This window comes from Pantoea sp. DY-5, assembly GCF_019795955.1.
GTDB lineage: Bacteria > Pseudomonadota > Gammaproteobacteria > Enterobacterales > Enterobacteriaceae > Pantoea > Pantoea leporis.
In genome coordinates this window covers 533,355-557,283 of sequence record NZ_JAIMIE010000002.1, presented here as the reverse complement: position 1 = coordinate 557,283, position 23,929 = coordinate 533,355, and the positions used below count along the sequence as shown (strand labels likewise).

The following is a 23,929-nucleotide window of genomic DNA, read 5'->3' as shown; positions in this document are numbered from 1 at the left end:
ATATTTATACATCACGCCGACCGGCGCATAACCATAACGTTCGATGATTCACTGAGGTATATGTGCAGCTAACAAGTTTTACCGATTATGGTCTGCGTGCCCTGATTTACATGGCGACGTTACCGGAAGGTAAGCAGACCAACATTACCGAAGTCACCGATACCTACGGGGTGTCGCGTAACCATATGGTTAAAATCATCAATCAACTTAGCCGGGCTGGCTTTGTCGCCGCAACACGCGGTAAAAACGGCGGAATTCGTTTAGGCATGGACCCGGAAAAAATCGTCATTGGCGATGTGGTGCGAAGAATGGAGCCATTGCAGCTCGTGAACTGCGACGAGTGTGTGATCACGCCAGCCTGTCGTTTGCGTAAAGCATTGCACGATGCGGTCCAGCTATTCCTCAAGGAACTGGACAAGTATACGCTGGCCGATTTGGTCAAAGATAACGATTCGCTGTACCAACTTTTATTGTCCGAACCGCCGGTGGCAATCCAAATTAAATGACATCGGAGGAACCGTAATGTCAAAAGATCCTTATCAGGATAGAGAAGCTGAAAAATACGAAAACCCAATTCCAAGCCGCGAATTTATTCTGGCACTGCTGGAAAAACGCGAAAAGCCGACCAGCCGCGATGACATCGCGCAGGAATTGAATATCACCAGCGAAGAGCAGCTGGAAGCGCTGCGTCGTCGTCTGCGCGCCATGGAGCGCGATGGCCAGCTGGTGTTTACTCGCCGTCAATGTTACGCCCTGCCAGAACGTCTTGATCTGCTTCGCGGTAAAGTGATTGGCCATCGCGATGGCTATGGCTTCCTGCGCGTAGAAGGTCAGAAAGATGATTTCTATCTCTCTGCTGAGCAGATGAAATTCTGCCTGCACGGCGACGTGATTCTGGCGCAGCCAGGCAGCGCCGATCGTAAAGGTCGTCGTGAAGCGCGCGTGGTGCGCGTGCTTGAGCCACGTAACAGCCAGATCGTCGGCCGCTACTTTACCGATGCAGGTACCGGTTTTGTGGTGCCGGATGACAGCCGCCTGAGTTTCGACATCCTGATCCCGCAAGAAGAAACGCTTAACGCGCGTATGGGTTCAGTGGTGGTGGTTGAAATCACCCAACGTGCGACGCGTCGCACCAAAGCGATCGGTAAAGTGACCGAGCTGCTGGGTGACGATATGGGCACCAGCCTTGCGGTCGATATGGCGGTGCGCACCCATGAAATCCCGCACACATGGCCGGAAGAAGTTGAGAAGCAGATCGCTAAGCTGAAAGAAGAAGTACCGGAAGAAGCGAAGCTGGGACGTGTTGATTTACGTAAGTTGCCGCTGGTCACCATTGATGGTGAAGATGCGCGTGACTTTGATGATGCGGTTTTCTGCGAGAAGAAGCGCGGCGGTGGCTGGCGTTTATGGGTGGCCATTGCCGACGTCAGCTATTACGTACGTCCGGGCACGCCGCTGGACGATGAAGCGCATCAGCGCGGCACCTCGGTCTATTTCCCGTCGCAGGTTATCCCGATGCTGCCGGAGATTCTCTCCAACGGCTTATGCTCGCTGAATCCGCAAGTTGATCGTTTGTGCATGGTGTGTGAGATGACCATCTCCTCCAGCGGCAAACTTACCGGTTTCAAACACTATGAAGCGGTGATGAATTCCCATGCGCGACTGACCTACAACAAAGTGTGGAACATTCTGCAAGGTGATGCCGATCTTTGTGAACACTACGCGGCGCAGGTTCCTCATCTGCACGAGTTGCACAACATGTATCAGGTGCTTGAAACCGCGCGTGAGCAGCGTGGCGGCATTTCGTTTGAGACCGATGAACCCAAGTTCATCTTCAACGCCGAGCGTCGCATTGAGCGCGTTGAGCGCACCTCACGCAATGATGCGCATAAGCTGATTGAAGAGTGTATGATTCTCGCCAACATCGCCTCGGCGCGTTTTGTTGAGAAAAATGAAGAGCCTGCGCTGTTCCGCGATCACGATCGTCCAAGCGAAGACAGCATCAAAAGCTTCCGTACCGTATTGAACGAGCTGGGCTTAAGCCTGCCGGGTGGCACTAAGCCACACCCGACCGATTATGCCGCCTTGCTGAAGCAAGTGGCCGATCGCCCAGACGCAGAAATGCTGCAAACCATGCTGCTGCGTTCGATGAAACAGGCGGTTTACGATCCTGAAAACCGGGGTCACTTCGGCCTGGCGCTGGCGTCGTACGCGCACTTCACCTCGCCGATTCGCCGCTACCCGGATTTGCTGCTGCATCGCGCCATCAAATATCTGCTGGCAAAAGAGCGCGGCGAAGTGGATGGCATCACCACGCCGACCGGCGGCTATCACTACGACATGCAGCAGATGCTGCAGCTGGGCCAGCACTGTTCACTGACCGAGCGCCGTGCTGATGAAGCCACGCGCGATGTTGCCGATTGGCTGAAGTGTGACTTCATGCAGGATCAGGTTGGCAACGTGTTCAACGGCGTGATCTCCAGTGTGACCGGCTTTGGTTTCTTCGTGCGTCTTAACGAACTGTTTATCGATGGTTTGGTGCACGTCTCCTCGCTGGATAACGACTATTATCGCTTCGATGCGGTGGGTCAGCGTCTGATTGGTGAATCCGGCGGCCGTACTTATCGTCTGGGCGATGCGGTGGAAGTGCGGGTTGAAGCCGTGCATATGGACGAGCGTAAAATCGACTTCGCGCTGATCTCCAGCAAGCGTGTACCGCGCGGCGAAGGCAAAACCGAACGTGAGCGTGAGAAACGCGGTGGCAAACCGCCAGCCAAGCGTCGTCGTGATGCCGGCAAGAAGGGCACTTTCGAACCTGATTCAGCGTTCCGCAGCGAGAAGAAAAAGCCTGCGGTTGCTGAAAAACCGGCTAAAACCGAGAAAAAAGGCAAAAAAGTCTCCGAGAAAACCCGTAAAATCGCCGCCGCCACCAAGTCTAAGCGCGCGTCGAAGAAGCAGCCTGACGAAGCCTGATAGTTTGGTCGCCTTGCAGGGCGACCTGACGAAACCGTTGTAGGGTGCGCATTCCTGCGCACCTGAATCTCCGTATTCAACGATCTAAATCCAACCTTGAGCAAAGTAATGAGTGAAATAATTTTTGGTATTCATAGCGTGCAGGCGCTGCTGGAGCGTGATCCTCAGCGTTTTCAGGAAGTCTTTATCCTTAAAGGCCGCGAAGATCGTCGCCTGCAGCCGCTGATCCTCGCACTGGAAGCTCAGGGAATCCCGGTGCAGGTGGCGAACCGTCAATGGCTCGATAGCCAGGTTGAAGGCGGTGTGCATCAGGGCATCGTGGCGCGCGTGAAGCCGGGCAAGCAGTATCAGGAAGGTGATTTACCGGATCTGCTGCAGAGCCTTGAGAAGCCGTTCCTGCTGGTGCTGGATGGCGTTACCGATCCGCACAACCTTGGTGCTTGCCTGCGCAGCGCGGATGCCGCGGGCGTGCATGCGGTCATCGTGCCAAAAGACCGTGCAGCACCGTTGAATGCCACCGCGAAGAAAGTGGCCAGCGGCGCAGCGGAAAACGTGCCGTTGATTCGCGTCACCAACCTGGCGCGCACCTTGCGCTTGCTGCAGGAATACCACGTCTGGGTGGTTGGCACCGCAGGCGAAGCCGATCACACCGTTTACCAAAGCAAAATGACCGGCCCAATGGCGCTGGTGATGGGCGCAGAAGGTGAAGGCATGCGTCGTTTAACGCGTGAACATTGCGATGAGCTGATCAGCATCCCAATGGCAGGCAGCGTCTCGTCACTCAACGTGTCAGTTGCCACCGGCGTGTGCTTGTTCGAAGCCGTACGTCAGCGTCAGGCGTGATCCCCGCCGCAAAAAATTTTCCAGGCCAGGCATAACTGCACATCCTCTTCATACTTGAAAAATGAGTATGAGGAGGACGTTATATGATTTGGACCACTCACACCGTATTCAATCAGCCCGATCCGCTCAGCAACAGCAACCTGTTCACGCGCGATATCGCCCTGTGCGAGGCCGTTGCACGCGAAGGTGCCAGCTGGGATCGCGAATGGCTGGCTTCCGTTGGCTTGCAACTCGGCAGCGCCGAATCCCTTGAGTTAGGCCGCTTAGCTAACATCGAAGCGCCGGAACTGCTGCGCTACAACGCGCGCGGCGAACGCCTCGACGAGGTGCGTTTTCATCCCGCCTGGCATCTGCTGATGCAGGGATTGTGCGCCAGCCGGCTACACAATCTCAGCTGGCAGCCCGACGTGCAGCCACAGGCGATGGTGGCGCGTGCCGCACGATTTATCCTGCATGCCCAAGTGGAAGCCGGCTCGCTCTGTCCGGTGACCATGACGCACGCCGCCATTCCGTTGCTGCAAAATCATCTGCCCGAACCCTACGCTGACTGGCGCGAAGCGCTGCTCAGCGATCGTTACGATGCGCATCATCTGCCGGGCAATAAGAAACGCGGCCTGCTGATTGGCATGGGCATGACGGAAAAACAGGGCGGCACCGATGTGTTGAGCAACACCACACGCGCCGAACCGCTTGGCGTGCGCGGGGCGGGCGAAGCGTATCGGATCACCGGCCATAAATGGTTTTTCTCGGTCCCGCAAAGCGATGCGCATCTGATTCTGGCGCAGACTTCTCAAGGACTAAGTTGCTTCTTCATGCCCCGCTTGCTGCCGGATGGCTCGCGCAACGCCATTCGCATCGAACGACTGAAAGACAAGCTCGGCAATCGTTCCAACGCCAGCGCTGAAGTGGAATTTCAGGATGCATTCGGCTGGCTGATGGGCGAAGAGGGCGACGGCGTTCGGCTGATCCTCAAGATGGGCGGCATGACGCGCTTCGACTGCGCGCTGGCCAGCCACGGACAGATGCGTCGTGCGCTGTCGATTGCCGTACACCATGCGCAGCAGCGTCAGGTGATGGGCAAGAACCTTATCGATCAGCCGCTGATGCGCGCGGTGCTGGCGCAACAGGCGCTGCAGCTGGAAGGGCAAACCGCACTGCTGCTGCGGCTGGCGCGCGCCTGGTCAACACCGGCCAGCGATCATGAGCGCTTATACGCACGTCTGTTCACACCCGCCGCCAAATTTGTGATCTGCCAGGCGGGCATGCCTTTTGTGGCAGAAGCGATGGAAGTGTTGGGCGGCATTGGCTATTGCGAAGAGAGCGAGCTGCCGCGTCTTTATCGTGAGATGCCAGTGAATAGTATCTGGGAAGGCGCCGGCAATGTGATGTGCCTGGATGTCATGCGGGTGCTCGGTCGTCACGCCGAGGTGATGACCATGCTGCACGATGAGTTTGAGGCGGTGAAGGGCAGTAATCGTCACTTTGATCGCCGCTGGCGGCAATTACGCTTGCAGCTCGCGAACCCGCGTGAAGGGCAGGCGCGAGAAATCACGCGCGAGTTACTGCAGCTGGCAAGTGCCGCGATTCTGCTGAAAGTGGCAGAGCCGCCGCTGGCCGATGGCTGGTGTCAGCAGCAGCTTGATCTGCGCGGCACACGGGCATTAAGCGACGATCTCTGCACGCGCTTACTGTTGCGCTGCAGCGCCGGTTGACGGCGCGCCATACAGAATGGCAGTGGCGTACCAGAAGCTGGGGATGGTGGTCTCATCCAGCATCAGAATTTGATAGTAAACCGCGCCCGCCTGGTTGGCTTTCGCGGCGATAGCGCGCTGTGCATCATCCGGCGAGCCGCGTGTGGTGGTAGTGATAGTGCCGAGCTTCGGCAGGCCAATACTCTGCGCGCGTGAAATCTCCTGCGCGTGCTGCGTGGGCGGCGGCGGAGCTTGTGGCGTAGTGGTGAAAGCGGCGCAGCCGCTGAGCAGCAGCGTTAAGGCCAAATAGAGAGTACGCATAGCAACTCCTGAAGCAGTAAGATGGCTCAAGTGTAAGCCATCTTCCTGTGGCTTTTAGTCTTTCAAATGAAAAATGCTCACCAGCTGCGTCAGATGATGCCCTTTCTTACTCAGATGATTGGCGGTGGTTTCTGACTGGTTAATCATATCGCTGCTTTGATGCGTGGCCTGGCTGATGTGATTCATCGCCAGATTCACCTGACCAATGCCCGCCGCCTGTTCCTGCGCGGCAATATTGATCTCACCCATCAGCGTTTTAACCTGCTCGATGTGATTGACGATATGGCTCATCGCATCGCGCGTCTGCTCAGATAACGTATGGCCGGCCGCCACTTTATCGATGGAGCTGGCAATCAACCCATCAATCTCTTTGGCGGCCGTAGCACTGCGCTGTGCCAGCGCGCGCACTTCCGCCGCGACCACCGCAAAGCCTTTGCCGTGTTCACCGGCGCGAGCAGCTTCAACCGCGGCATTGAGCGCCAAAATGTTGGTCTGGAAGGCGATCGACTCAATCACATGGGTAATATCGGCGATGCTCTGCGACGCCACGCGAATCTCCGACATGGTTTCCACCGAACGTGCCACGGTGCTGCCGCCGTGATTCACGGTATTAGCCGCTTCACCGACCAGCGCCATCGCCTGCCGCACGTTGGCAGCGGTTTGTGCCACGGTGGCGCCAAACTGCTCCATGCTGGCCGAGGTTTCTTCCACGCTGCTGGCCTGACGGCCAATCTGCTCGCTGATGCTGGAGCTGCTGGCGGCGATGGTATCGGTGCCGCTGCTGATTTCCCGCGCCGCCGAACGTACCTGACTGACGACTTTCTCCAGTCCATCGCCAATGCCGTTGATCGCGCTGACCAACTGACCAATCTCATCACGACGTGAAGAGTCGAGATGTGCCTGCAGATTACCAGCGGCGTACTGTTCTGCCAGATGGATCACCTGCTGCAGCGGACGCGTGATGGCACGGCGGCTGTACCACATAAAGCCAATGGCAAACGCGATCACCAGCGCCATGCCAATCGCCATAAACAGGTTACGGCTGTGCGTGATTGGCGCCAGCAGGCTGGCACGGCTCACTTCACCGGCGATAATCCAGTTCCAGCCCGGCAGCTGCTGCCACGCCAGCAGTTTGGTTTCGCCATCCAGCTCAACCGCCACTAATCCCTTCGGCTGGCTAAGCAATTGCTGTTGCGTGGCGTTATTCCAGCGCGGCAGTTTGCCTTCAGCGTGACGATCAAACAGATATTGGCCCTGGCTGCTGCCCGGCGTCCCATTCAACACCGAGAAGGTGCCGCTGTCACCAAGATGGCGCGCCAGCACTTTGTCACGCATCAGCGCGTATTGCGCGTCGATCTGTACCCCGACGAACAGAATAGCGATCACCGCGCCGCTGCTATCCTGCACCGGCTGATACTGCGTAATGTAACGATGGCCAAACAGCGTCGCCAGGCCGCGATACACCGTGCCCTGATTGACGCTGCGCCAGGCGGCGCTGCTGCGATCCAGTTTGGTGCCCACCGCGCGGCTGCCATCCTCTTTTTTCAGCGAGGTGGCGATACGAATGTAATCTTCGCCATCACGCACGAAGATGGTGGATACCGCACCGGTGCGATCGAGAAAATCATCAACCGCGATCTGATCGAGGTTGAGGGTTTTCAATCCCGCTCGCAGCGTTGGCGTGCTGAATTCACCTACCTGCACACGTTCGCTGTCGTCTCGACTAAAACGTTTTGGCAGGAAGCTTTGGAACAGTTTGGTGTAATTCGCCACCTCTTCCGACAGCGTGGCGTTGAACATGGTGGCCATTTCATTTATGCCCTGCACCTGATTCTGCATATCATCGGTTGCCAGCTGCTCCAGCTGACGTGCCGCGTTATGGCTCAGGGTTAAGGTCAGAGTAAATAGCACAATTGCCACGCTCAAAGACGTCAATACAGACAGCTTGATTCCGAGACCCATGGCGCTGAGAGAAAGACGCTTCATAAAGTACCTTTTGAGATTATTGAAGGGGTACAAGATCAACGGCAAAGTGGGCTAAATGTTTAGGGCAGAAATTATTCAAACTTAATGTGAAGTGGCTCGCATTTTGTCAGGCAGCACTTACACTGAGTCCAGTGATAATCATTCTCAATGGAGGCGGTATGATCGAGTTGGCAACGGAGAATCTGGCAGGCATTGAATGTATCCACGCATCACCGGCCGGGCAGCGCCAGGCGCGCTTGCCGACGGTGTTGTTCTATCACGGTTTTACCTCATCGAAAGAGGTTTACAGCTACTTTGCCGTGGCGCTGGCGCAGGCAGGTTTCCGCGTGATCATGCCCGATGCGGACATGCACGGCGCACGTTACAACGGTGATACCGACGCGCGGATGACCCACTTCTGGGAGATCCTTAAACAGAACATCGATGAAGTGCCGTTGCTGGAAAAGGCGCTGCGCGATAACGACTGGATTGCGGATGAGCGTTTTGCCGTGGCAGGCGCCTCAATGGGCGGCATGACCGCGCTGGGCGCGATGGCACGCTATCCACAGATTCACAGCGTGGCGTGTTTGATGGGTTCCGGCTATTTCATGCAGCTGAGTCATACGCTGTTTCCGCCGCTGGTGGCGCGCACGCCAGAGCAGAAAGAGGCTTTTGCCGCGCGTTTAGCACCGCTGGCGCCTTACGATCCCAGCGAACAGCTGGAGAAACTGGCGAATCGACCTTTGCTGTTGTGGCACGGCGAAGCGGATGAAGTGGTGCCCTTTGCTGAAACGGCGCGTTTGCAGAAAGCCTTAGGCGAGGCAGAACTCGATCACCATGTGACCACGCTATCTGAAAAAAACATCGGCCATAAAATCACGCCTGCGGCCCTGACGGCGCTGGTCAGTTTCTTTAAACATCATTTATAAAAATGCGGGCTGGCGTGATTGGCGCCAGCCCGTTTAGGTTGCCGAATCAGAGTTGTGATGACAACCGTTCGGCGGCGCTGGTATTGGCACTGACTGGGTTACTGCTTGCAGGCGCATCCAGCCGATTGACGTAGACATAGCCTGATGCCGCGTTGCTGCTGTGACTTCTCATCTGCTGCGCGAAGTCAGCGGAGCTGGCAAGAGCGGGTGTAGACAGGAAGAGACCCAGTAAAGTGGCGAAAATGATCTTTTTCATTATCGACTCCTCACTCCAGGGATTGCACTCTCAGACGCGGCGAAAAGCGGAATTCGTTGCGCCTGTAAACAGTGTAGTTCTTAACCAATTTGCCACCAGATCGTCCCTTTGAACGCCTTCTTCAGAGAATTTGATAAAACCTTCTCTAACTCACTGATGCATTTCACTTAGCACGAAAAGCCGCATCAGCTGGCACGATAGTCGCCATTTGATGAATTGTGCGCTTGAGTTTCCGCAAGGACGCCAGTATGATTACGCGTCAATTTTTCAGCTGCATTCAGAGGTGTGTTTCATTTTTTAAATGATTCGCAACCTATAACGTTCCTTGCTTCCGTGGGCCGCAGCTGACCCTGACAGGAGGCTGAATAATCCGTAAGGAGCTATCGATGCGTCATTACGAAATCGTATTTATGGTCCACCCTGACCAGAGCGAACAGGTTCCAGGTATGATCGAGCGTTACACTGGTGCTATCACCGGTGCACAGGGCACGATTCACCGTCTGGAAGACTGGGGCCGCCGTCAGCTGGCTTACCCAATCAACAAACTGCACAAAGCTCACTATGTTCTGATGAACGTAGAAGCGCCGCAGGAAGTGATTGACGAGCTGGAAACTAACTTCCGCTTCAACGACGCCGTTATCCGCAGCATGGTTATGCGCGTTAAGCACGCGGTAACTGAAGCATCTCCGATGGTTAAAGCTAAAGATGAGCGTCGTGATCGCCGCGAAGACTTTGCTAACGAATCGGCTGATGACTCAGATGCTGGGGATTCTGAAGAGTAATCCGACATGACGGCAAATCGACTGCGCCTGTCTGGCACTGTGTGCAAGACGCCGGTTCGAAAAGTCAGTCCGTCAGGGATTCCTCATTGCCAGTTCGTGCTTGAGCATCGTTCTGTGCAAGAGGAAGCCGGTTTCCACCGGCAAGCCTGGTGTCAAATGCCGGTGATTATCAGCGGCAGCACCCATCAGGTGATTACTCAACATATAACGGTCGGCACGCAACTCACTCTCGAAGGCTTTATTAGCTGCCATCAGGCACGCAATGGTCAGAGCAGAATGGTGTTACATGCCGAGCAGATTGATTTGATAGATTCTGGAGACTAGCCAAATGGCACGTTATTTCCGTCGTCGCAAGTTCTGCCGTTTCACCGCGGAAGGCGTTGTAGAGATTGATTACAAAGATATCGCTACACTGAAAAACTACATTACCGAAAGCGGTAAAATTGTCCCGAGCCGTATTACCGGTACTCGTGCAAAATACCAGCGCCAGCTCGCTCGTTGCATCAAGCGCGCTCGCTACCTGTCCCTGCTTCCGTACACTGATCGTCATCAGTAATCGGTAGTTGTCCATTAACGACTTTAAGAGGATAAGGTAATGCAAGTTATTCTGCTTGATAAAGTAGCAAACCTGGGCAGCCTGGGTGATCAGGTTAACGTTAAAGCGGGCTACGCTCGTAACTTCCTGGTTCCACAGGGTAAAGCTGTTCCTGCTACCAAGAAAAACGTTGAGTTCTTCGAAACACGTCGCGCTGAACTGGAAGCCAAACTGGCTGACGTTCTGGCTGCTGCTAACGCACGTGCAGAGAAAATCAACGCACTGGGCAACGTAACCATCGCGTCTAAATCAGGCGACGCTGGTAAGCTGTTCGGTTCCATCGGTACCCGTGACATCGCTGATGCAGTAACTGCAGCTGGCGTTGAAGTGGCTAAAAGCGAAGTTCGTCTTCCAGAAGGCGTACTGCGCACCACCGGTGAGCACGAAGTTGACTTCCAGATCCATAGCGAAGTCTTCGCTAAACTGGTTGTGAATGTAGTTGCTGAGTAAGTTTACTCGGTAATGCGAAAACGCCGGCCATGTGCCGGCGTTTTTGTTTCTGCGTTTTACTGAGCGCGGATAAAGCTGCCATCTGGCTGGCGCGTAAACAGCACCGGACCGTTACTGCCATCCACCGTTAAACCGGTTACTACGCCTTGCGCGTTCTGACGAATCTTCACCTGCTGACCATTCTGTAACGCACTCAGCGGCTGCCCATCACCTTCGACTCGCGCCATGGCAAACACATCATTCACCGGCAAATTATTGTCGCGGAACAGCTGTGCCAGCGTCTGACCTGATGCCACATTATAGGTGCGCCACTCGCCCTGCGAATCGGTTTTCGCCGGCGTGTTTTGCTGTTGATTATTGTCGTAAATCTCCGCCTGCATCGGCACTTCTTTAGCGCCAGTGTCCGCCGGACGCTCAACCGGATATTGCGGCGTGCTGCTCGGCCAGAGAAACGCCAGCAGCAGCACCAGCAGGGCAATGACGATGCCGCGACGATGCAAAGCGGGTAGCGGATCCATCCAGCGCACATCATCCAGCAAATGCCAGACGCGCTGTAGTGCGGCGGGAACGCGGGAAGGGTGATCGGAAGCCATTCGTGAATCCTCCTCGCTGGCGGCCTGGCGCGGAATGCGCGGCAGCCAACGTTGCAACCAAGGTAATAAAGTACGCGGTGCGCGCGTCCTGCGACGTCGTGGGGCGATCTGGCCCATGTATTCTCTCTTGTTCCGACGGTGGCGGGTGAAAACCTCGCCACAGCTATAGTATGAGCAATGCTGACAGGAAGTGCCTGGCAGCATTGAAAAATTTGACCGCTGTATTGTTTCCGTTTCGCCGGGAAATGTCATCTGCGGCGCGTGAGATTTTACGCCAGCCGCCCGCGCTGGTATGCTGCCGGTTCTATTTTTCTCCGGGATTAAGGAATCAAGATGACGACCCCTTCATTCGACAGCGTCGAATCACAAGCAAGTTACGGTATCGGTTTACAGGTAGGCCAGCAGCTGCAAGAGTCTGGACTGCAGGGTCTGCAGCCAGAAGCACTGCTCGCCGGCCTGCGCGACGCGCTGGAAGGGAACTCACCGGCCGTCCCGGTTGACGTGGTACATCGCGCACTGCGTGAAGTGCACGAGCGCGCTGAAGGCGTGCGTCGTGAGCGTGTAGAAGCGATGGCGGCAGAGGGTCAGACTTTCCTTGAGCAGAACGCACAGCGCGAAGGCGTTAGCAGCACTGAAACCGGTCTGCAGTTCAGCGTCATCACGCAGGGCGAAGGTCCAATTCCTTCACGTCAGGATCGTGTGCGCGTGCATTACACCGGCAAACTGATCGATGGCACGGTATTCGACAGCTCAGTCGCGCGTGGCGAACCCGCAGAATTCCCGGTTAGCGGCGTAATCGCCGGTTGGATCGAAGCGCTGACGCTGATGCCAGTCGGTTCCAAGTGGGAACTGGCGATTCCACACAACCTCGCTTACGGCGAACGCGGTGCTGGCGCCTCCATCCCGCCATTCAGCACCCTGATCTTCGAAGTTGAGCTGCTGGAAATTCTGTAAGTCGCAAAAGGGCGGCCATCGCCGCCCTTATTCATCATTTCTTCTGCAAATCCATCTGCCACAACGCAAAACCTATCTCATCGCTGCCCACCGCTTTCATCGGGTAATCGGCGTGCCGCTCGATAAACTTCGTTGCTTTCGCGCCAGGCGCGGTCTCAAAACGGATATCCAGCGGCGTACTGCTGTTAATCGGCGCTAACCGCCAGTTGTGATCGGCCTGCGGTTTCACTTCGCCATGCGCTTTGGTTTCGCTGCTGATATAAGCGGCAACCACCGAGCGGTTCTCATCCGGCGACGCGAAGGCGACATACTTATCGCCGGTGCCGGCAAACTTGCCGCCATAAGCGCGATAGTTATTGGTGGCGACCAGGAAACTGGCCTGAGGATCAATAGGTTTGCCTTGCCAACTGAGATCCTTAATGCGCGAAGCCGCCTTGTTGATCAGCGAGCACTCTGCGTCATAGCGCGCCGGCTGCGTGACATCGATTTGATACTGCACGCCATCGATCACATCGAAGTTATAGGTACGGAAATCCCAGTTAATCAGCGCTTGCGGTTTGCTGCTGTGCGGATCGATTTGATTAAACTGCGCGGCTGAACACTCCAGCCACTCTTTCACCTGTGCACCGCTGACTTTCATCACCACCAGCGTATTGGGATAGAGATAGAGATCGGCGGCGTTACGGAAGGTGAGATTACCTTTCTCCACTTCGACATAGCTGGCGGGATCGTTTTTGCGGCCGCCAGCTTTAAACGGCGCGGCGGCGGAGAGCACTGGCAAGCGGCCAAGATCAGGATCGCCCTGAATAAAGTGCTCGACGTAAGCGCGCTGCGCGTTGTTAACGATCTGCACCGTGGGATCGTCCTGCACCAGCGACAAGTAGCTGTACATCACGTCGGCGGATTTACCGATCGGTTTGGCAACAAAATCGCGCGTGGCGCGGTGATCCTGCTTCAGCACTTTCACCAGATCGGCATCTTCGGCAGCCAGCGATTTTTTCGCCGCGCTGTCATAAATTGGACGTGCCTCGGCTTTGCCCTGCGCAACCTGCCATTTGCCGCCCTCGTTATTCAGCACCAGGTCGACCACGCCCAGATGATCGCCCCACATACCGGGCATCACCGCCGGAATACCGTTAAGTGTGCCTTGGGCGATATCAGCGCCTTTAATTGCCGCAAACTCTTTGCTCGGGAAGACCGCGTGAGCGTGACCGAACATGATGGCGTTGATGCCAGCAACCTGGCTGAGGTAATAGACCGAATTTTCGGCCATGGCATGGTAGGGTTCACTGCTCAAACCGGAGTGCGGAATAGCGATGATTATTTCAGCACCTTTTGCGCGCATTTCCGGCACATAGCGCTTCGCTGTTTCAGTGATGTCATCAACCCGCACTTTTCCCTGCAGATTGTTGCGATCCCAAACCATAATCTGCGGGGGAACGAAGCCGATGTAACCAATTTTCAGCGTATGCGGCTTACCGTCACGGTCTGTAACGGTGGTTTCCTTGATTAAGTAGGGCGTAAACAGCGGTTTTCCGCTCTTTTCATCGATAATGTTGGCGTTGACGTAAGGGAAACGCGCGCCGGCCAGCGCTTTTTGCAGATAAGGTAAACCGTAATTGAACTCATGATTACCGAGGTTTCCGACCGCGTAATCCAACGTATTCATCGCCTTATATACCGGATGAACTTCGCCCGGTTTTAGCCCTTTCGCCGCCATGTAATCGCCCAGCGGACTGCCCTGAATGATATCGCCGTTATCGACCAGCACGCTGTTCTTCGCTTGCGCGCGGGCCTGCTGAATTAAGGTGGCGGTCCGTACCATGCCAAATTTCTCCGTCGGCGTATCTTTGTAATAATCGAAATCCATCATGTTGCTGTGCAGATCGGTGGTTTCCAGAATGCGCAGATCCACCGTAGCAGCCTGTACCGTGGCGGCAGTTATACAGAGTGCCAATAACGACATGCTCGCTTTAAACATCGCTTGCTCCTTGTTCGGTCCAATGGGCCTCTCAAAATAATGTAAAACCATGACGAATTATCATTTCAATTTGTGATAAAGCTCGGACTTTCATCCAATATCTCCCGCCGGGCCGCGCCAAAAGCGCATTCAGCATCCCGCCATAGCCGCCGATGATGAACTATGGTATTGATATTCAAATAGATTGCCGTAGCAGACAGCACAGTCGCAGGCTGTTGAATGACAACTGCTAAAATAAGGACAGATTGGCAGTTGGTGTCTGACAGGCAGAATCAGCGGAAAAGAGGTAAAGAATGTTAGATAAAATTTGTCAGCTGGCGCGTGATGCGGGCGATGCCATTATGCAGGTATATAACGGCGCAGAGCCGGTTGACGTGACCCGTAAGTCGGATGATTCTCCCGTTACCGCGGCCGATCTCGCGGCGCATCGCGTGATTGTGCAAGGTCTGACGGCGCTTTCGCCGGGGGTGCCAGTGCTATCTGAAGAGGATCCCCCGAGCTGGGACGTGCGTCAGCACTGGCAGAAATACTGGCTGGTCGATCCGCTCGATGGCACCAAAGAGTTCATCAAGCGCAACGGCGAGTTTACGGTCAACATTGCGCTGATCGAAAATGGCAAACCGGTATTGGGCGTGGTGTATGCGCCCGTGCTAGGCGTGATGTACTCGGCGGCTGAGGGTAAAGCCTGGAAAGAAGAGAACGGCCAGCAGACGCAAATTCATGCGCGTGAAGCGCGTCCACCGTTAGTGGTGGTTAGCCGTTCGCATTTTGAGAGCGATACCGAGTTGCAGGAGTATTTGCACCAGCTCGGCGAGCATCAAACCACCGCGATTGGTTCATCGCTGAAGTTCTGTCTGGTAGCTGAAGGCAGCGCGCAACTCTATCCGCGCTTCGGGCCCACTAACATCTGGGATACCGGCGCAGGCCATGCGGTGGCGATTGCCGCCGGTGCGCATGTCCACGATTGGCAGGGCAAAACCCTCGATTACACCCCACGCGAATCGTTCCTCAATCCCGGTTTCCGCGTTTCATTGTTTTAAGCTTTCAGCGGCGCAATTTAGTACGCAATAAATCGCGCCGCTAAAGAACGTGCAATGCATGGATGCATCCGTATTGGCCGTCCACGGCAACTTCCGTTCACTTCTGCAACAACTCATGAATTAACTTCATCGCCTGCTGCACTTCGTCCTGCGTCAGCGGACCATCTTTGACGTAGCGCACATGTGCGGTGTTATCCAGCACCACAATCGCGGATCCGCCTTTCTCCAGCTGCCAGGCCTGACGCGCGCTGCCGTTGCTATCGACGATAAACTGCGACCATGGAAACTGCTGCTTATTGCTCTCAAGGCTGCTGCGCACGAACATGCCGGTGCCCGGAATCGCATCGTCGGTATTGACGATAGTGGTGGTTTGATAACGATCGTGCGGCAGATGCGCAGCTTTGATGGCTTCAATTAACGCCGCATTCTGCTCTTTAGCAGAAGAGCGCCCGGCAATATGCAGGATAACGCGAACTTTTCCGCTTAGCTGCGCGCTATTCCAGGATTTGTAGCTAAACTTATCTTCATCTTGTTGATAAACCAGCTCTCCTTTGTCGTTAACGCCAACGGCTGGCACGCGTTCACCCAGTTTGAAGGCATGTGCCGCAGCCAGGCCCGGCAGCAAGAGTGCCAGTGCTATCACAGTGTGTCTCAAACGCATTTATTATTCTCCTTGGTGATCCGACCAGTTGTTCATGTTCCTGCAATATTAGGCATGGATGATGCGTCTGTCGCAATGAGTTAACAGGTTTGCAACCTATGCCACAATTCCATAATGAGTGAAGGTTTATACTGGGTTTCGTGAGGCTGATAACAGAGTATTCTGTAATGATGTGTCAATTCAGTAAATAATTCACCTTTTCGGAACATTGGTAAGAAAGGATGCTCTATAGTTATGCCTCATTTGCGCTTCATGGGTTCGTACCAAATTTGGTCACGACGGAGCGTATTAAACATTTTCAGGAGTTAAACAGCATGAAGATCTTCCAGCGCTATAATCCGCTGCAAATCGCGAAATATGTAAAAACGCTATTTAGAGGAAGGTTGTACATCAAGGATGTTGGCGCGTTCGAGTTTGATAAGGGCAAAGTGATGTTGCCGCGTGTCAAAGATAAACAGCATCTCAGCGTGATGTCAGAAATCAATCGCCAGGTGCTGCGGCTGCAAGCCGAGTACAACTAAGTAAGCATAAGAAAGGGCGCCGATGGCGCCCTCAGTTTTTGGTGCGATTCCTGGCTTGGTCGCCATGAAGGGCGACCCTACGATGATTCTGTTTCATCCAGCGCATTCTTCGTTACATTCAGCACCGGCGGGCGCTCATCAATGCGCGTAACCAGCAGCTGGTCGATACGGTAGCTATCAATATCCACCACTTCAAACTTGTAGCCGGAAAACTTCACAAAGTCGGTACGCTTCGGAATCTTGCGCAGCATGTACATCATGAAGCCGCCGATGGTTTCGTAATTGCCAGACTGCGGGAAATCATCAATATCCAGCACGCGCATCACATCATCAATTGGCGTGCCGCCTTCCACCAGCCATGAGTTCTCATCACGCGCGACAATCTGCTCTTCCTGACCTTGACCCACCAAATCGCCCATCAGCGTGGTCATTACGTCATTCAGCGTAATGATGCCTACCACCAGCGCGTATTCGTTCATGATCACCGCGAAGTCTTCACCGGCGGTTTTGAAACTCTCCAGCGCTTCGGAGAGCGTCAGCGTATCCGGCACAATCAGCGCAGAACGAATCTGCACGCCGCTGTTCAGCGTCAGGCTTTGATTACCGAGCACGCGCAGCAGCAGCTCTTTGGAATCGACATAGCCCACGATGTGGTCGATGTCGCCATCGCAGACGATGAATTTCGAGTGCGGATGCTGGGCGATTTTGGTTTTCAGCGTGGTTTCATCCTCGTGTAAATCGAACCACACCACGTTCTCGCGCGAGGTCATTGATGACGGCACGGTACGCGATTCCAGCTCAAACACGTTCTCAATCAGCTCATGTTCCTGCTTACGCAGCACACCCGCCAGCGCACCGGCTTCTACCACCGCATAAATATCGTCGGAGGTGATGTCGTCTTTGCGCACCATCGGCAGTTTGAACAGACGGAAGAAGACGTTCGCCAGGCCGTTGAACAGCCACACCAGCGGACGCAGCACTACTAAGCAGAAGCGCATCGGGTTGATGATGCGCAGCGCTACCGCTTCCGGTGCAATCATGCCGACGCGTTTTGGCGTCAGGTCAGCAAACAGAATGAACAGGCTGGTCACGATGGTGAAGGAGCAGATAAAACTGAGCTGTTCAGCCAATTCGGGTGCCATGATGCGGCTGAATAAGCTATTAAAGGCGGGCGAAAACGCCGCATCGCCGACGATACCGCCGAGGATCGCCACGGCATTCAGGCCAATCTGCACCACGGTGAAGAACATGCCAGGTTGTTCCTGCATCTTCAGCACGCGCTGGGCATTGATATTGCCTTCGTCAGCCAGCAGCTTCAGTTTGATCTTACGGGCGGCGGCCAGCGAGATCTCCGAAAGGGAGAAAAATGAACTGATGACTATCAGTAAAAGAATGACAAGCAAGCTATCGAGCATAAAAGGTCCGTTGGGTTAATCACTTGTCATTTTTGGCCTGGGCAGCGCGGGAATGGGCGTACGTCCGGTACTTGCCAGTCAAACAGGCTATCCGTGCCAAAAATGTCTGCGCCATTTCGACAAGATAAGGTTAACGTCGGGGCAGAAAAGGGTGCAGGCGAGGCCTGCTGGTCGCTGATTATAGCAGCAGCGCTTATCATGCCGCTATAGGCGCGCATTAGGGGGTCGGATTAATCTGAGTGAGCGTCATTCGCGAGCTTAAGAATCGCCTTGGTTGTTGTATCGTTTAGCACATTTACCCACAATAGGTCACAATTTGGCTTAGTCGCTGAATTTGCGCCAGTGGGGGGAAAAGAGCGGCTATGCTGATGGGTAAACGCGCGCTGGTGATACCCTTCCAGAGAATAAACGCCCCTGCGGAATAGGGGCCGGCATTATTAACAGGAGTACGTGTGCCACGATTTCATATTTATTGTTTGGCCAGCCTGTTGCTTGCTGCACCTGCCGTTGAGGCAGCCAAAGTGCGCTTGCAGCTGGACGGTCTTAGCGGGGATTTGCAAAAGAACGTCAGGGCACGCTTGTCCACCATCGGCAGTGACGAGGTGTCGAACGACGGCCGTTTCCGCGCGCGCGTTGCGGAAGCGATCAAAGAAGGCCTGCGGGCGCTGGGTTATTACGAACCGGAGATCGATTTTGAATCGCGCCCGGCACCGCCGCAAGGTGGTCGTCCGGTATTGATCGCACACGTTAAGCCCGGCGAACCGGTCAAGATCGGCGGCAGCACCATTGTGATCGAAGGTGAAGCCCGCACCGACAAGGATTATCAAGCCTGGGTCAAACAGGGCACGCCGAAAGTCGGCACCCAGCTGAATCACGGCGCCTATGACAAATTTAAAAACGGCTTCTCCAGCCTGGCATTGCGTAATGGTTACTTCGACGGTGACTTTAAGCAAAGCCAGCTTGGCGTTTCGGTTGAACGGCGCGAAGCCTTCTGGGACATCAATTACGACAGCGGCCCGCGCTACCGTTTTGGTGATGTCGGTTTCCAGGGCTCGCAAATCGACGAAGCCTATCTGCAAAATCTGGTGCCGTTCAAAAAGGGCGATTACTACAGCTCGCGCGATCTGGCCGAACTTAACCGCCGTTTGTCGGCGACCGGCTGGTTCAACTCGGTGGTGGTCGCGCCTGAGTTTGATAAAGGCCGTCAAAGCAAAGTGCTGCCGCTGAATGCGGTGGTATCGCCACGCGTGGAAAACACCATTGAAACCGGCGTCGGTTACTCCACCGATGTCGGGCCGCGCATTAAAGGCACGTGGAAAAAACCGTGGATTAACAGCAGCGGCCACAGCCTGGCCGCCAGCGCCTACGTTTCTGCGCCGGAGCAGCAGCTCGATCTCAGCTACAAAGTCCCGCTGCTGAAAAGTCCGCTGGAGCAGTATTACACCTTCTCCGGCGGCGTGAAGCGTACCGATCTCAACGACACCAAAGCCGATACCACCACGCTGGCGATGTCGCGAAACTGGGACAGCAGCAGCGGCTGGCAGAAGGCAATCAACCTGCGCTGGAGCCTCGATCACTTTACCCAGGCCAGCGTGACCAACACCACTATGCTGCTCTATCCGGGCGTTAGCCTGAACCGCACCCGTTCGCGCGGCGGTCTGATGCCGACGTGGGGCGATTCGCAGCGCTACTCGGTCGACGTGTCGGATACCACATGGGGTTCGGACGTTGATTTCGTCATCATGCAGGCGCAAAACGTCTGGATTCGCACGCTCGCCGATAAGCATCGCTTTGTGGCGCGCGGCAATGTGGGCTGGATCGAAACCAACGACTTCGACAAAGTGCCGCCGGATCTGCGCTTCTTCGCCGGTGGCGATCGCAGTATTCGCGGCTACAAATACAAAGACGTATCGCCACGTGATGATAACGGCAAGCTGACCGGCGCCTCGAAAATGGCCACCGGCTCGCTTGAATATCAATACAACGTGACCGGCAAATGGTGGGGCGCGGTGTTCGTCGATTCCGGTGAAGCGGTCAACGACATCAAGCAGAGCAACCTGAAAACCGGCGCCGGCTTCGGCGTGCGCTGGTCTTCTCCGGTCGGGCCGATCAAGTTTGATATCGCGCGGCCGATTGGCGACGACAAGGAGCATGGATTGCAATTTTATGTAGGATTGGGGCCTGAACTATGAAGCTGTGGAAAAAGGTCCTGATTGGCATCGGTATTTTTCTGGTGCTGCTGTTGGGCAGCATCGCGTTTCTGGTGGGCACCACGCCGGGTTTGCATCTGCTGCTGAAAGGCGCCGATCGCTGGGTGCCAGGTTTGTCGATCAAACAGGTGGAAGGTGGCTGGCGCGATCTAACGCTAAGCGGCGTGAAGTATGAAATGCCGGGCGTCAGTGTGGATGCCGGACGTTTCCACCTGGCGCTGAATCTCAACTGCCTGCTGCATTCGTCGGTGTGTGTCGATGACATCGCGCTGCAGGATGTCAGCGTGGTGGTCGATAGCAAAAAAATGGCACCGGCCAGCGCACCGCCGCCGGAAGAGGAGAGCGGCAGCACCAATCTCAGCACGCCGTATCCCATCACGCTCAGCAAAGTCGGCCTGCATAACATCAACGTAAAAGTGGATGACACCGCAATTTCCCTGCTCGACTTCACCAGCGGCCTGCAGTGGCAGGATCGCGCACTGACGCTGACGCCAACCCATATCCAAAGCCTGCTGATCGCGCTGCCGAAAGCGGCCAAAGTGGTTGATGAGCAAGTGGTGCAGCCAAAAGTGCAGCAGCCGCAGCCGGATGAACAGCCGCTGGGCGAAACGCTGCAGGCGATGTTCGCTAAGCCGCTATTACCAGAGATGCCGGACTTCCAGCTGCCGCTGGATATCACCGTGCAGGAACTGCTGGGTGAGCAGCTGCGCATCACCGGCGATACCGACATCTCAATCACGCGTCTGCTGTTAAAAGCCAAAACCGCCGATCGTCATCTCCAACTGGAAACCTTCGATGTCGATTCGCCGCAAGGGCAGGTGAATGCCAGCGGTGAAGCAACGTTGGCCGATAACTGGCCGGTGAATTTTGCGCTGAACGGCACGCTCAATCTCGACCCGATCAAGGGCGAGAAGATCAAAATGAACCTTGCAGGCGCGATGCGTGACGAGCTGAAGCTCGGGCTGAATCTTTCCGGTCCGGTGCGTGCGCAGCTGGATGCGACCATGCAGCCTGCGGTCGCCGGTTTGCCGCTGGCGCTAAAACTCACCAGCCCGCAGCTGCGCTGGCCGCTCACCGGCGCGGTGCAGTATCAGGCGGATAATCTCGATTATCAGTTCAAAGGCAAAGCCACCGATTACGTGATGTCGCTGCGCACTGCGGTAAAAGGCGAAGGCGTGCCGCCTGCCAGCATTGCGCTGGACGGCAAAGGCAACGAGCAGCAGTTCAATCTTGATAAGCTGCGCGTGGCGGCGCTGCAGGGCAATATCGATCTGACGGCGCTGGTGGACTGGAGCAAAGCCATCAGCTGGCGCAGCGAATTGACGCTGTCCGGCATCAACACCGCCAAACAGTATCCGGATTGGCCAGCGAAGCTGGAGGGCAAAATTGCCACGCGCGGCAGCTTGTACGGCGGAACCTGGCAGCTGAGCGTGCCGCAGCTGGAGCTGAAAGGAAATGTTAAGCAGAACGCGGTGAGCGCCAAAGGTACGTTGACCGGCAACAGCTACAACCAGTGGAAAGTGCCCGGCCTTAACATTGCGCTGGGTCGCAACCATCTGGACGTGAAGGGCGAGCTGGGTGACACGCTCAATCTCGACGCTAACATTGATGCGCCATATCTGGATAACGCGCTGCCGGGCCTGGGCGGCGTCGCCAAAGGCACCATTAAAGCGCGCGGCACCTTACAGGCGCCGCAGCTGCTGGCCGATCTCACGGCTACCGGTTTGCGCTGGCAGCAGCTGCAAATCCGTCGCGTGGCGTTGCAGGGCGATGTGAAATCCAGCGATCAGATCGCCGGTAAGCTGCAACTGCGTGTGGAACAGCTGCAGCAGGACGCGCTGAAAGTGAATCTGTTAACGCTGAACGCTGACGGCAACGAAAAGCAGCATCAGCTGAAGCTCGACGTGCAGGGCGAACCGGTTTCCGGTCAGCTGGCGCTGAACGGCAGCTTCGATCGCAAAACCGAGCGCTGGCAGGGCAATCTCAACAACACGCGTTTCGACACGCCGATAGGCGAATGGCGACTGACGCGGGCGATGGCGATTGATTACCTCAACAGCAAGCAGACCGCCACCATTGGGCCGCACTGCTGGCAGAACCCGAACGCGCAGCTGTGCGTACCGGAACCGATTGAAGCCGGTGCCAGCGGACATGCGCATGTGGTGCTCAATCGCTTCGATCTGGCGATGATCAAACCGTTCCTCACCGATGCCACCAAACTGAACGGTGTGTTCAGTGGTGATGCGCGCGTTAACTGGACCGCCGACGGCGCGCTGCCAACCGGCACCTTAGCGCTGAAAGGCAGCGGCGTGAAAGTGGAGCAAGACGTGCAGGGCAACAGTTTGCCTATCGCCTTCGACACGCTGAACCTGAATGCGGCGCTGCGTAACGGTCGCGCCCAGCTTGATTGGTTGATCCATATCGTCAACAACGGCCAGCTGAGCGGCAATGTGCAGATCGCCGATCCTGAGAATCGGCGTCAGCTGTCGGGCAACATCGGCATCAGCAATATTTCGCTGGCGATGCTGAATCCGGCGCTGATGCAGGGCGAGAAGATCAAAGGCAACCTGAACAGCAACCTGCGCCTTGGCGGCACGCTGCAGCAGCCGCAGGTGTTTGGTCAGTTGGGGCTGAGCGATGTGGATGTCGACGGCAGCTTTATGCCGGTTGATCTCACCGCTGCCAACCTCAACATGGTGTTCAACGGCATGAGCTCAACGCTCAACGGCATGATTCAGACGGCGCAGGGCAATCTTAACCTGAGCGGTAACGCCGACTGGAGCCAGCTGGATAACTGGCGCGCGCGCGTGGCTGCGCAAGGTAGCCGCATCCGCGTTACCGTGCCGCCAATGGTGCGCATGGATGTCTCGCCGGATCTGGTGTTTGAAGCCACGCCGGCCGCGTTCAGTCTCGACGGCAAAGTGGATATTCCGTGGGCACGCATTACCGTGCAGGAAGTGCCGGAAAGCGCCACCGGCGTCTCCTCTGATGAAGTGATGCTGGATCAAAATCTCAAGCCGATTCAGCCGAAAACGGCGGCGATTCCGATCAACAGCAATCTGGTGATCCACGTCGGTAATGATGTTCGGCTCTCGGCATTTGGCCTAAAAGCTAAGCTGAATGGCGATCTCAAACTGGTGCAGGATAAAAACGGCCTCGGCTTGAATGGCCAGATCAACATCCCATCCGGCCGCTTCCACGCTTATGGTCAGGATCTGCTGGTACGTAAAGGTGAGTTGCAATTCGCCGGACCGCCGGACCAGCCTTACGTCAATCTCGAGGCGATCCGTAATCCTGAGGCCACTGAAGACGATGTCACCGCCGGATTACGGGTAACCGGGCTGGCGGATGAGCCGAAAGTGGAAGTGTTCTCCGATCCGGCGATGTCACAGCAGGAAGCGCTTTCTTACCTGTTACGTGGTCAGGGACTCAACAGCGATGGCGACAGCAACGCATTAACTTCCGCGCTGGTGGGATTGGGGGTTGCGCAAAGTGGTCAGGTTGTGGGTAAAATCGGCGAGACCTTCGGTGTCAGTAATCTCGCGGTTGATACCGCTGGCGTAGGCGATAGCCAGCAGGTGCAGGTGAGTGGTTACGTGTTGCCGGGTCTACAAGTAAAATACGGTGTTGGCATATTTGATTCACTGGCGACCTTAACCTTGCGTTATCGCCTGATGCCCAAACTCTATTTAGAAGCCGTGTCGGGTCTCGATCAGGCACTGGATCTGCTCTATCAGTTTGAGTTTTAG

General features: G+C 55.7%; 21 protein-coding genes. 14 read left to right on the top strand and 7 right to left on the bottom strand.

Annotated features, from left to right (window positions below; genetic code table 11):
• Positions 1 to 62: 62 nt before the first annotated feature.
• The 4 genes from nsrR to K5Y30_RS10805 all read left to right on the top strand — a co-directional run bounded on the left by nsrR (position 63) and on the right by K5Y30_RS10805 (position 5,528).
• Complete coding sequence (gene nsrR, locus K5Y30_RS10820) at positions 63 to 506, top strand: nitric oxide-sensing transcriptional repressor NsrR (protein ID WP_008103609.1); 444 nt, start codon at positions 63 to 65, stop codon at positions 504 to 506.
• Between the two features lie 16 nt (positions 507 to 522).
• Positions 523 to 2,973 (top strand): ribonuclease R, encoded by a 2,451-nt coding sequence (gene rnr / locus K5Y30_RS10815; protein WP_222211382.1) that lies wholly within the window; start codon positions 523 to 525, stop codon positions 2,971 to 2,973.
• A gap of 108 nt (positions 2,974 to 3,081) precedes the next feature.
• Positions 3,082 to 3,816: a 23S rRNA (guanosine(2251)-2'-O)-methyltransferase RlmB gene (gene rlmB, locus K5Y30_RS10810; RefSeq protein WP_222185337.1), complete on the top strand. Its 735-nt coding sequence runs from the start codon at positions 3,082 to 3,084 to the stop codon at positions 3,814 to 3,816.
• A gap of 83 nt (positions 3,817 to 3,899) precedes the next feature.
• On the top strand, positions 3,900 to 5,528 hold the full coding sequence (locus tag K5Y30_RS10805; RefSeq protein ID WP_222211380.1) for an isovaleryl-CoA dehydrogenase: 1,629 nt from the start codon (positions 3,900 to 3,902) through the stop codon (positions 5,526 to 5,528).
• Here the strand turns inward: K5Y30_RS10805 and bsmA are convergent.
• Both bsmA and K5Y30_RS10795 read right to left on the bottom strand, forming a co-directional pair.
• The gene (bsmA, locus tag K5Y30_RS10800; RefSeq protein WP_222185339.1) at positions 5,502 to 5,828 is read right to left on the bottom strand and encodes a biofilm peroxide resistance protein BsmA; all 327 of its coding nucleotides are present in this window, start codon (positions 5,826 to 5,828) and stop codon (positions 5,502 to 5,504) included. The two genes, K5Y30_RS10805 and bsmA, sit on opposite strands and share 27 nt — an antisense overlap.
• Before the next feature lie 54 nt (positions 5,829 to 5,882).
• Complete coding sequence (locus K5Y30_RS10795; RefSeq protein ID WP_222211373.1) at positions 5,883 to 7,814, bottom strand: methyl-accepting chemotaxis protein; 1,932 nt, start codon at positions 7,812 to 7,814, stop codon at positions 5,883 to 5,885.
• Between the two features lie 158 nt (positions 7,815 to 7,972).
• Here K5Y30_RS10795 and yjfP point away from each other — a divergent pair, with 158 nt between their 5' ends.
• Positions 7,973 to 8,722 carry an esterase gene (yjfP, locus tag K5Y30_RS10790; protein ID WP_110867431.1) on the top strand — a complete coding sequence of 250 codons (750 nt, stop codon included), beginning with the start codon at positions 7,973 to 7,975 and terminating at the stop codon, positions 8,720 to 8,722.
• 46 nt (positions 8,723 to 8,768) lie between these two features.
• Here yjfP and K5Y30_RS10785 read toward each other — a convergent pair whose 3' ends face one another.
• Positions 8,769 to 8,978 (bottom strand): hypothetical protein, encoded by a 210-nt coding sequence (locus K5Y30_RS10785; RefSeq protein WP_192412255.1) that lies wholly within the window; start codon positions 8,976 to 8,978, stop codon positions 8,769 to 8,771.
• A gap of 386 nt (positions 8,979 to 9,364) precedes the next feature.
• Between K5Y30_RS10785 and rpsF the strand changes: the two genes are divergently transcribed.
• From rpsF to rplI, 4 genes are read left to right on the top strand one after another with little or no spacing between them, the layout of a single operon-like run.
• Positions 9,365 to 9,760 (top strand): 30S ribosomal protein S6, encoded by a 396-nt coding sequence (gene rpsF, locus K5Y30_RS10780; protein ID WP_101762874.1) that lies wholly within the window; start codon positions 9,365 to 9,367, stop codon positions 9,758 to 9,760.
• A 6-nt stretch (positions 9,761 to 9,766) separates the two neighbouring features.
• Positions 9,767 to 10,084, top strand: coding sequence for a primosomal replication protein N (priB, locus tag K5Y30_RS10775; protein WP_007892027.1), 318 nt, complete (start codon positions 9,767 to 9,769; stop codon positions 10,082 to 10,084).
• Positions 10,085 to 10,088: 4 nt separating this feature from the next.
• Positions 10,089 to 10,316 carry a 30S ribosomal protein S18 gene (gene rpsR / locus K5Y30_RS10770; protein WP_002210155.1) on the top strand — a complete coding sequence of 76 codons (228 nt, stop codon included), beginning with the start codon at positions 10,089 to 10,091 and terminating at the stop codon, positions 10,314 to 10,316.
• Positions 10,317 to 10,355: 39 nt separating this feature from the next.
• Positions 10,356 to 10,805 (top strand): 50S ribosomal protein L9, encoded by a 450-nt coding sequence (gene rplI / locus K5Y30_RS10765; RefSeq protein WP_008103594.1) that lies wholly within the window; start codon positions 10,356 to 10,358, stop codon positions 10,803 to 10,805.
• 56 nt (positions 10,806 to 10,861) lie between these two features.
• Here the strand turns inward: rplI and K5Y30_RS10760 are convergent, their stop codons facing one another.
• Positions 10,862 to 11,515, bottom strand: a complete 654-nt coding sequence (locus K5Y30_RS10760) for a LysM-like peptidoglycan-binding domain-containing protein (RefSeq protein WP_158238609.1) — start codon at positions 11,513 to 11,515, stop codon at positions 10,862 to 10,864.
• Between the two features lie 216 nt (positions 11,516 to 11,731).
• Between K5Y30_RS10760 and fklB the strand changes: the two genes are divergently transcribed.
• A complete protein-coding gene (gene fklB / locus K5Y30_RS10755) occupies positions 11,732 to 12,352 on the top strand; it encodes an FKBP-type peptidyl-prolyl cis-trans isomerase (RefSeq protein WP_008103590.1) in 621 nt (206 codons plus the stop codon).
• Positions 12,353 to 12,386: 34 nt separating this feature from the next.
• Here fklB and K5Y30_RS10750 read toward each other — a convergent pair whose 3' ends face one another.
• Positions 12,387 to 14,333 (bottom strand): bifunctional 2',3'-cyclic-nucleotide 2'-phosphodiesterase/3'-nucleotidase, encoded by a 1,947-nt coding sequence (locus K5Y30_RS10750; RefSeq protein WP_222211371.1) that lies wholly within the window; start codon positions 14,331 to 14,333, stop codon positions 12,387 to 12,389.
• A 293-nt stretch (positions 14,334 to 14,626) separates the two neighbouring features.
• On the opposite strand from K5Y30_RS10750, the gene cysQ reads away from it, so the two are divergent.
• Positions 14,627 to 15,373 (top strand): 3'(2'),5'-bisphosphate nucleotidase CysQ, encoded by a 747-nt coding sequence (gene cysQ, locus K5Y30_RS10745; RefSeq protein WP_101762878.1) that lies wholly within the window; start codon positions 14,627 to 14,629, stop codon positions 15,371 to 15,373.
• Positions 15,374 to 15,470: 97 nt separating this feature from the next.
• On the opposite strand, the gene K5Y30_RS10740 is transcribed toward cysQ, so the two are convergent.
• Positions 15,471 to 16,034, bottom strand: coding sequence for a YtfJ family protein (locus tag K5Y30_RS10740; RefSeq protein WP_101762879.1), 564 nt, complete (start codon positions 16,032 to 16,034; stop codon positions 15,471 to 15,473).
• A 314-nt stretch (positions 16,035 to 16,348) separates the two neighbouring features.
• Between K5Y30_RS10740 and K5Y30_RS10735 the strand changes: the two genes are divergently transcribed.
• Positions 16,349 to 16,555 (top strand): DUF1107 domain-containing protein, encoded by a 207-nt coding sequence (locus K5Y30_RS10735; RefSeq protein WP_007892150.1) that lies wholly within the window; start codon positions 16,349 to 16,351, stop codon positions 16,553 to 16,555.
• Between the two features lie 77 nt (positions 16,556 to 16,632).
• Here the strand turns inward: K5Y30_RS10735 and K5Y30_RS10730 are convergent, their stop codons facing one another.
• The gene (locus K5Y30_RS10730; protein ID WP_222185343.1) at positions 16,633 to 17,970 is read right to left on the bottom strand and encodes a hemolysin family protein; all 1,338 of its coding nucleotides are present in this window, start codon (positions 17,968 to 17,970) and stop codon (positions 16,633 to 16,635) included.
• A gap of 452 nt (positions 17,971 to 18,422) precedes the next feature.
• Between K5Y30_RS10730 and K5Y30_RS10725 the strand changes: the two genes are divergently transcribed.
• Together K5Y30_RS10725 and K5Y30_RS10720 are read left to right on the top strand one after the other, a co-directional pair.
• Positions 18,423 to 20,162, top strand: coding sequence for an autotransporter assembly complex family protein (locus K5Y30_RS10725; RefSeq protein ID WP_192236143.1), 1,740 nt, complete (start codon positions 18,423 to 18,425; stop codon positions 20,160 to 20,162).
• Entirely contained in the window at positions 20,159 to 23,929 is a 3,771-nt protein-coding gene (locus K5Y30_RS10720) for a translocation/assembly module TamB domain-containing protein (RefSeq protein WP_222211369.1), read from the top strand. Before K5Y30_RS10725 ends, K5Y30_RS10720 begins: the two co-directional genes overlap by 4 nt.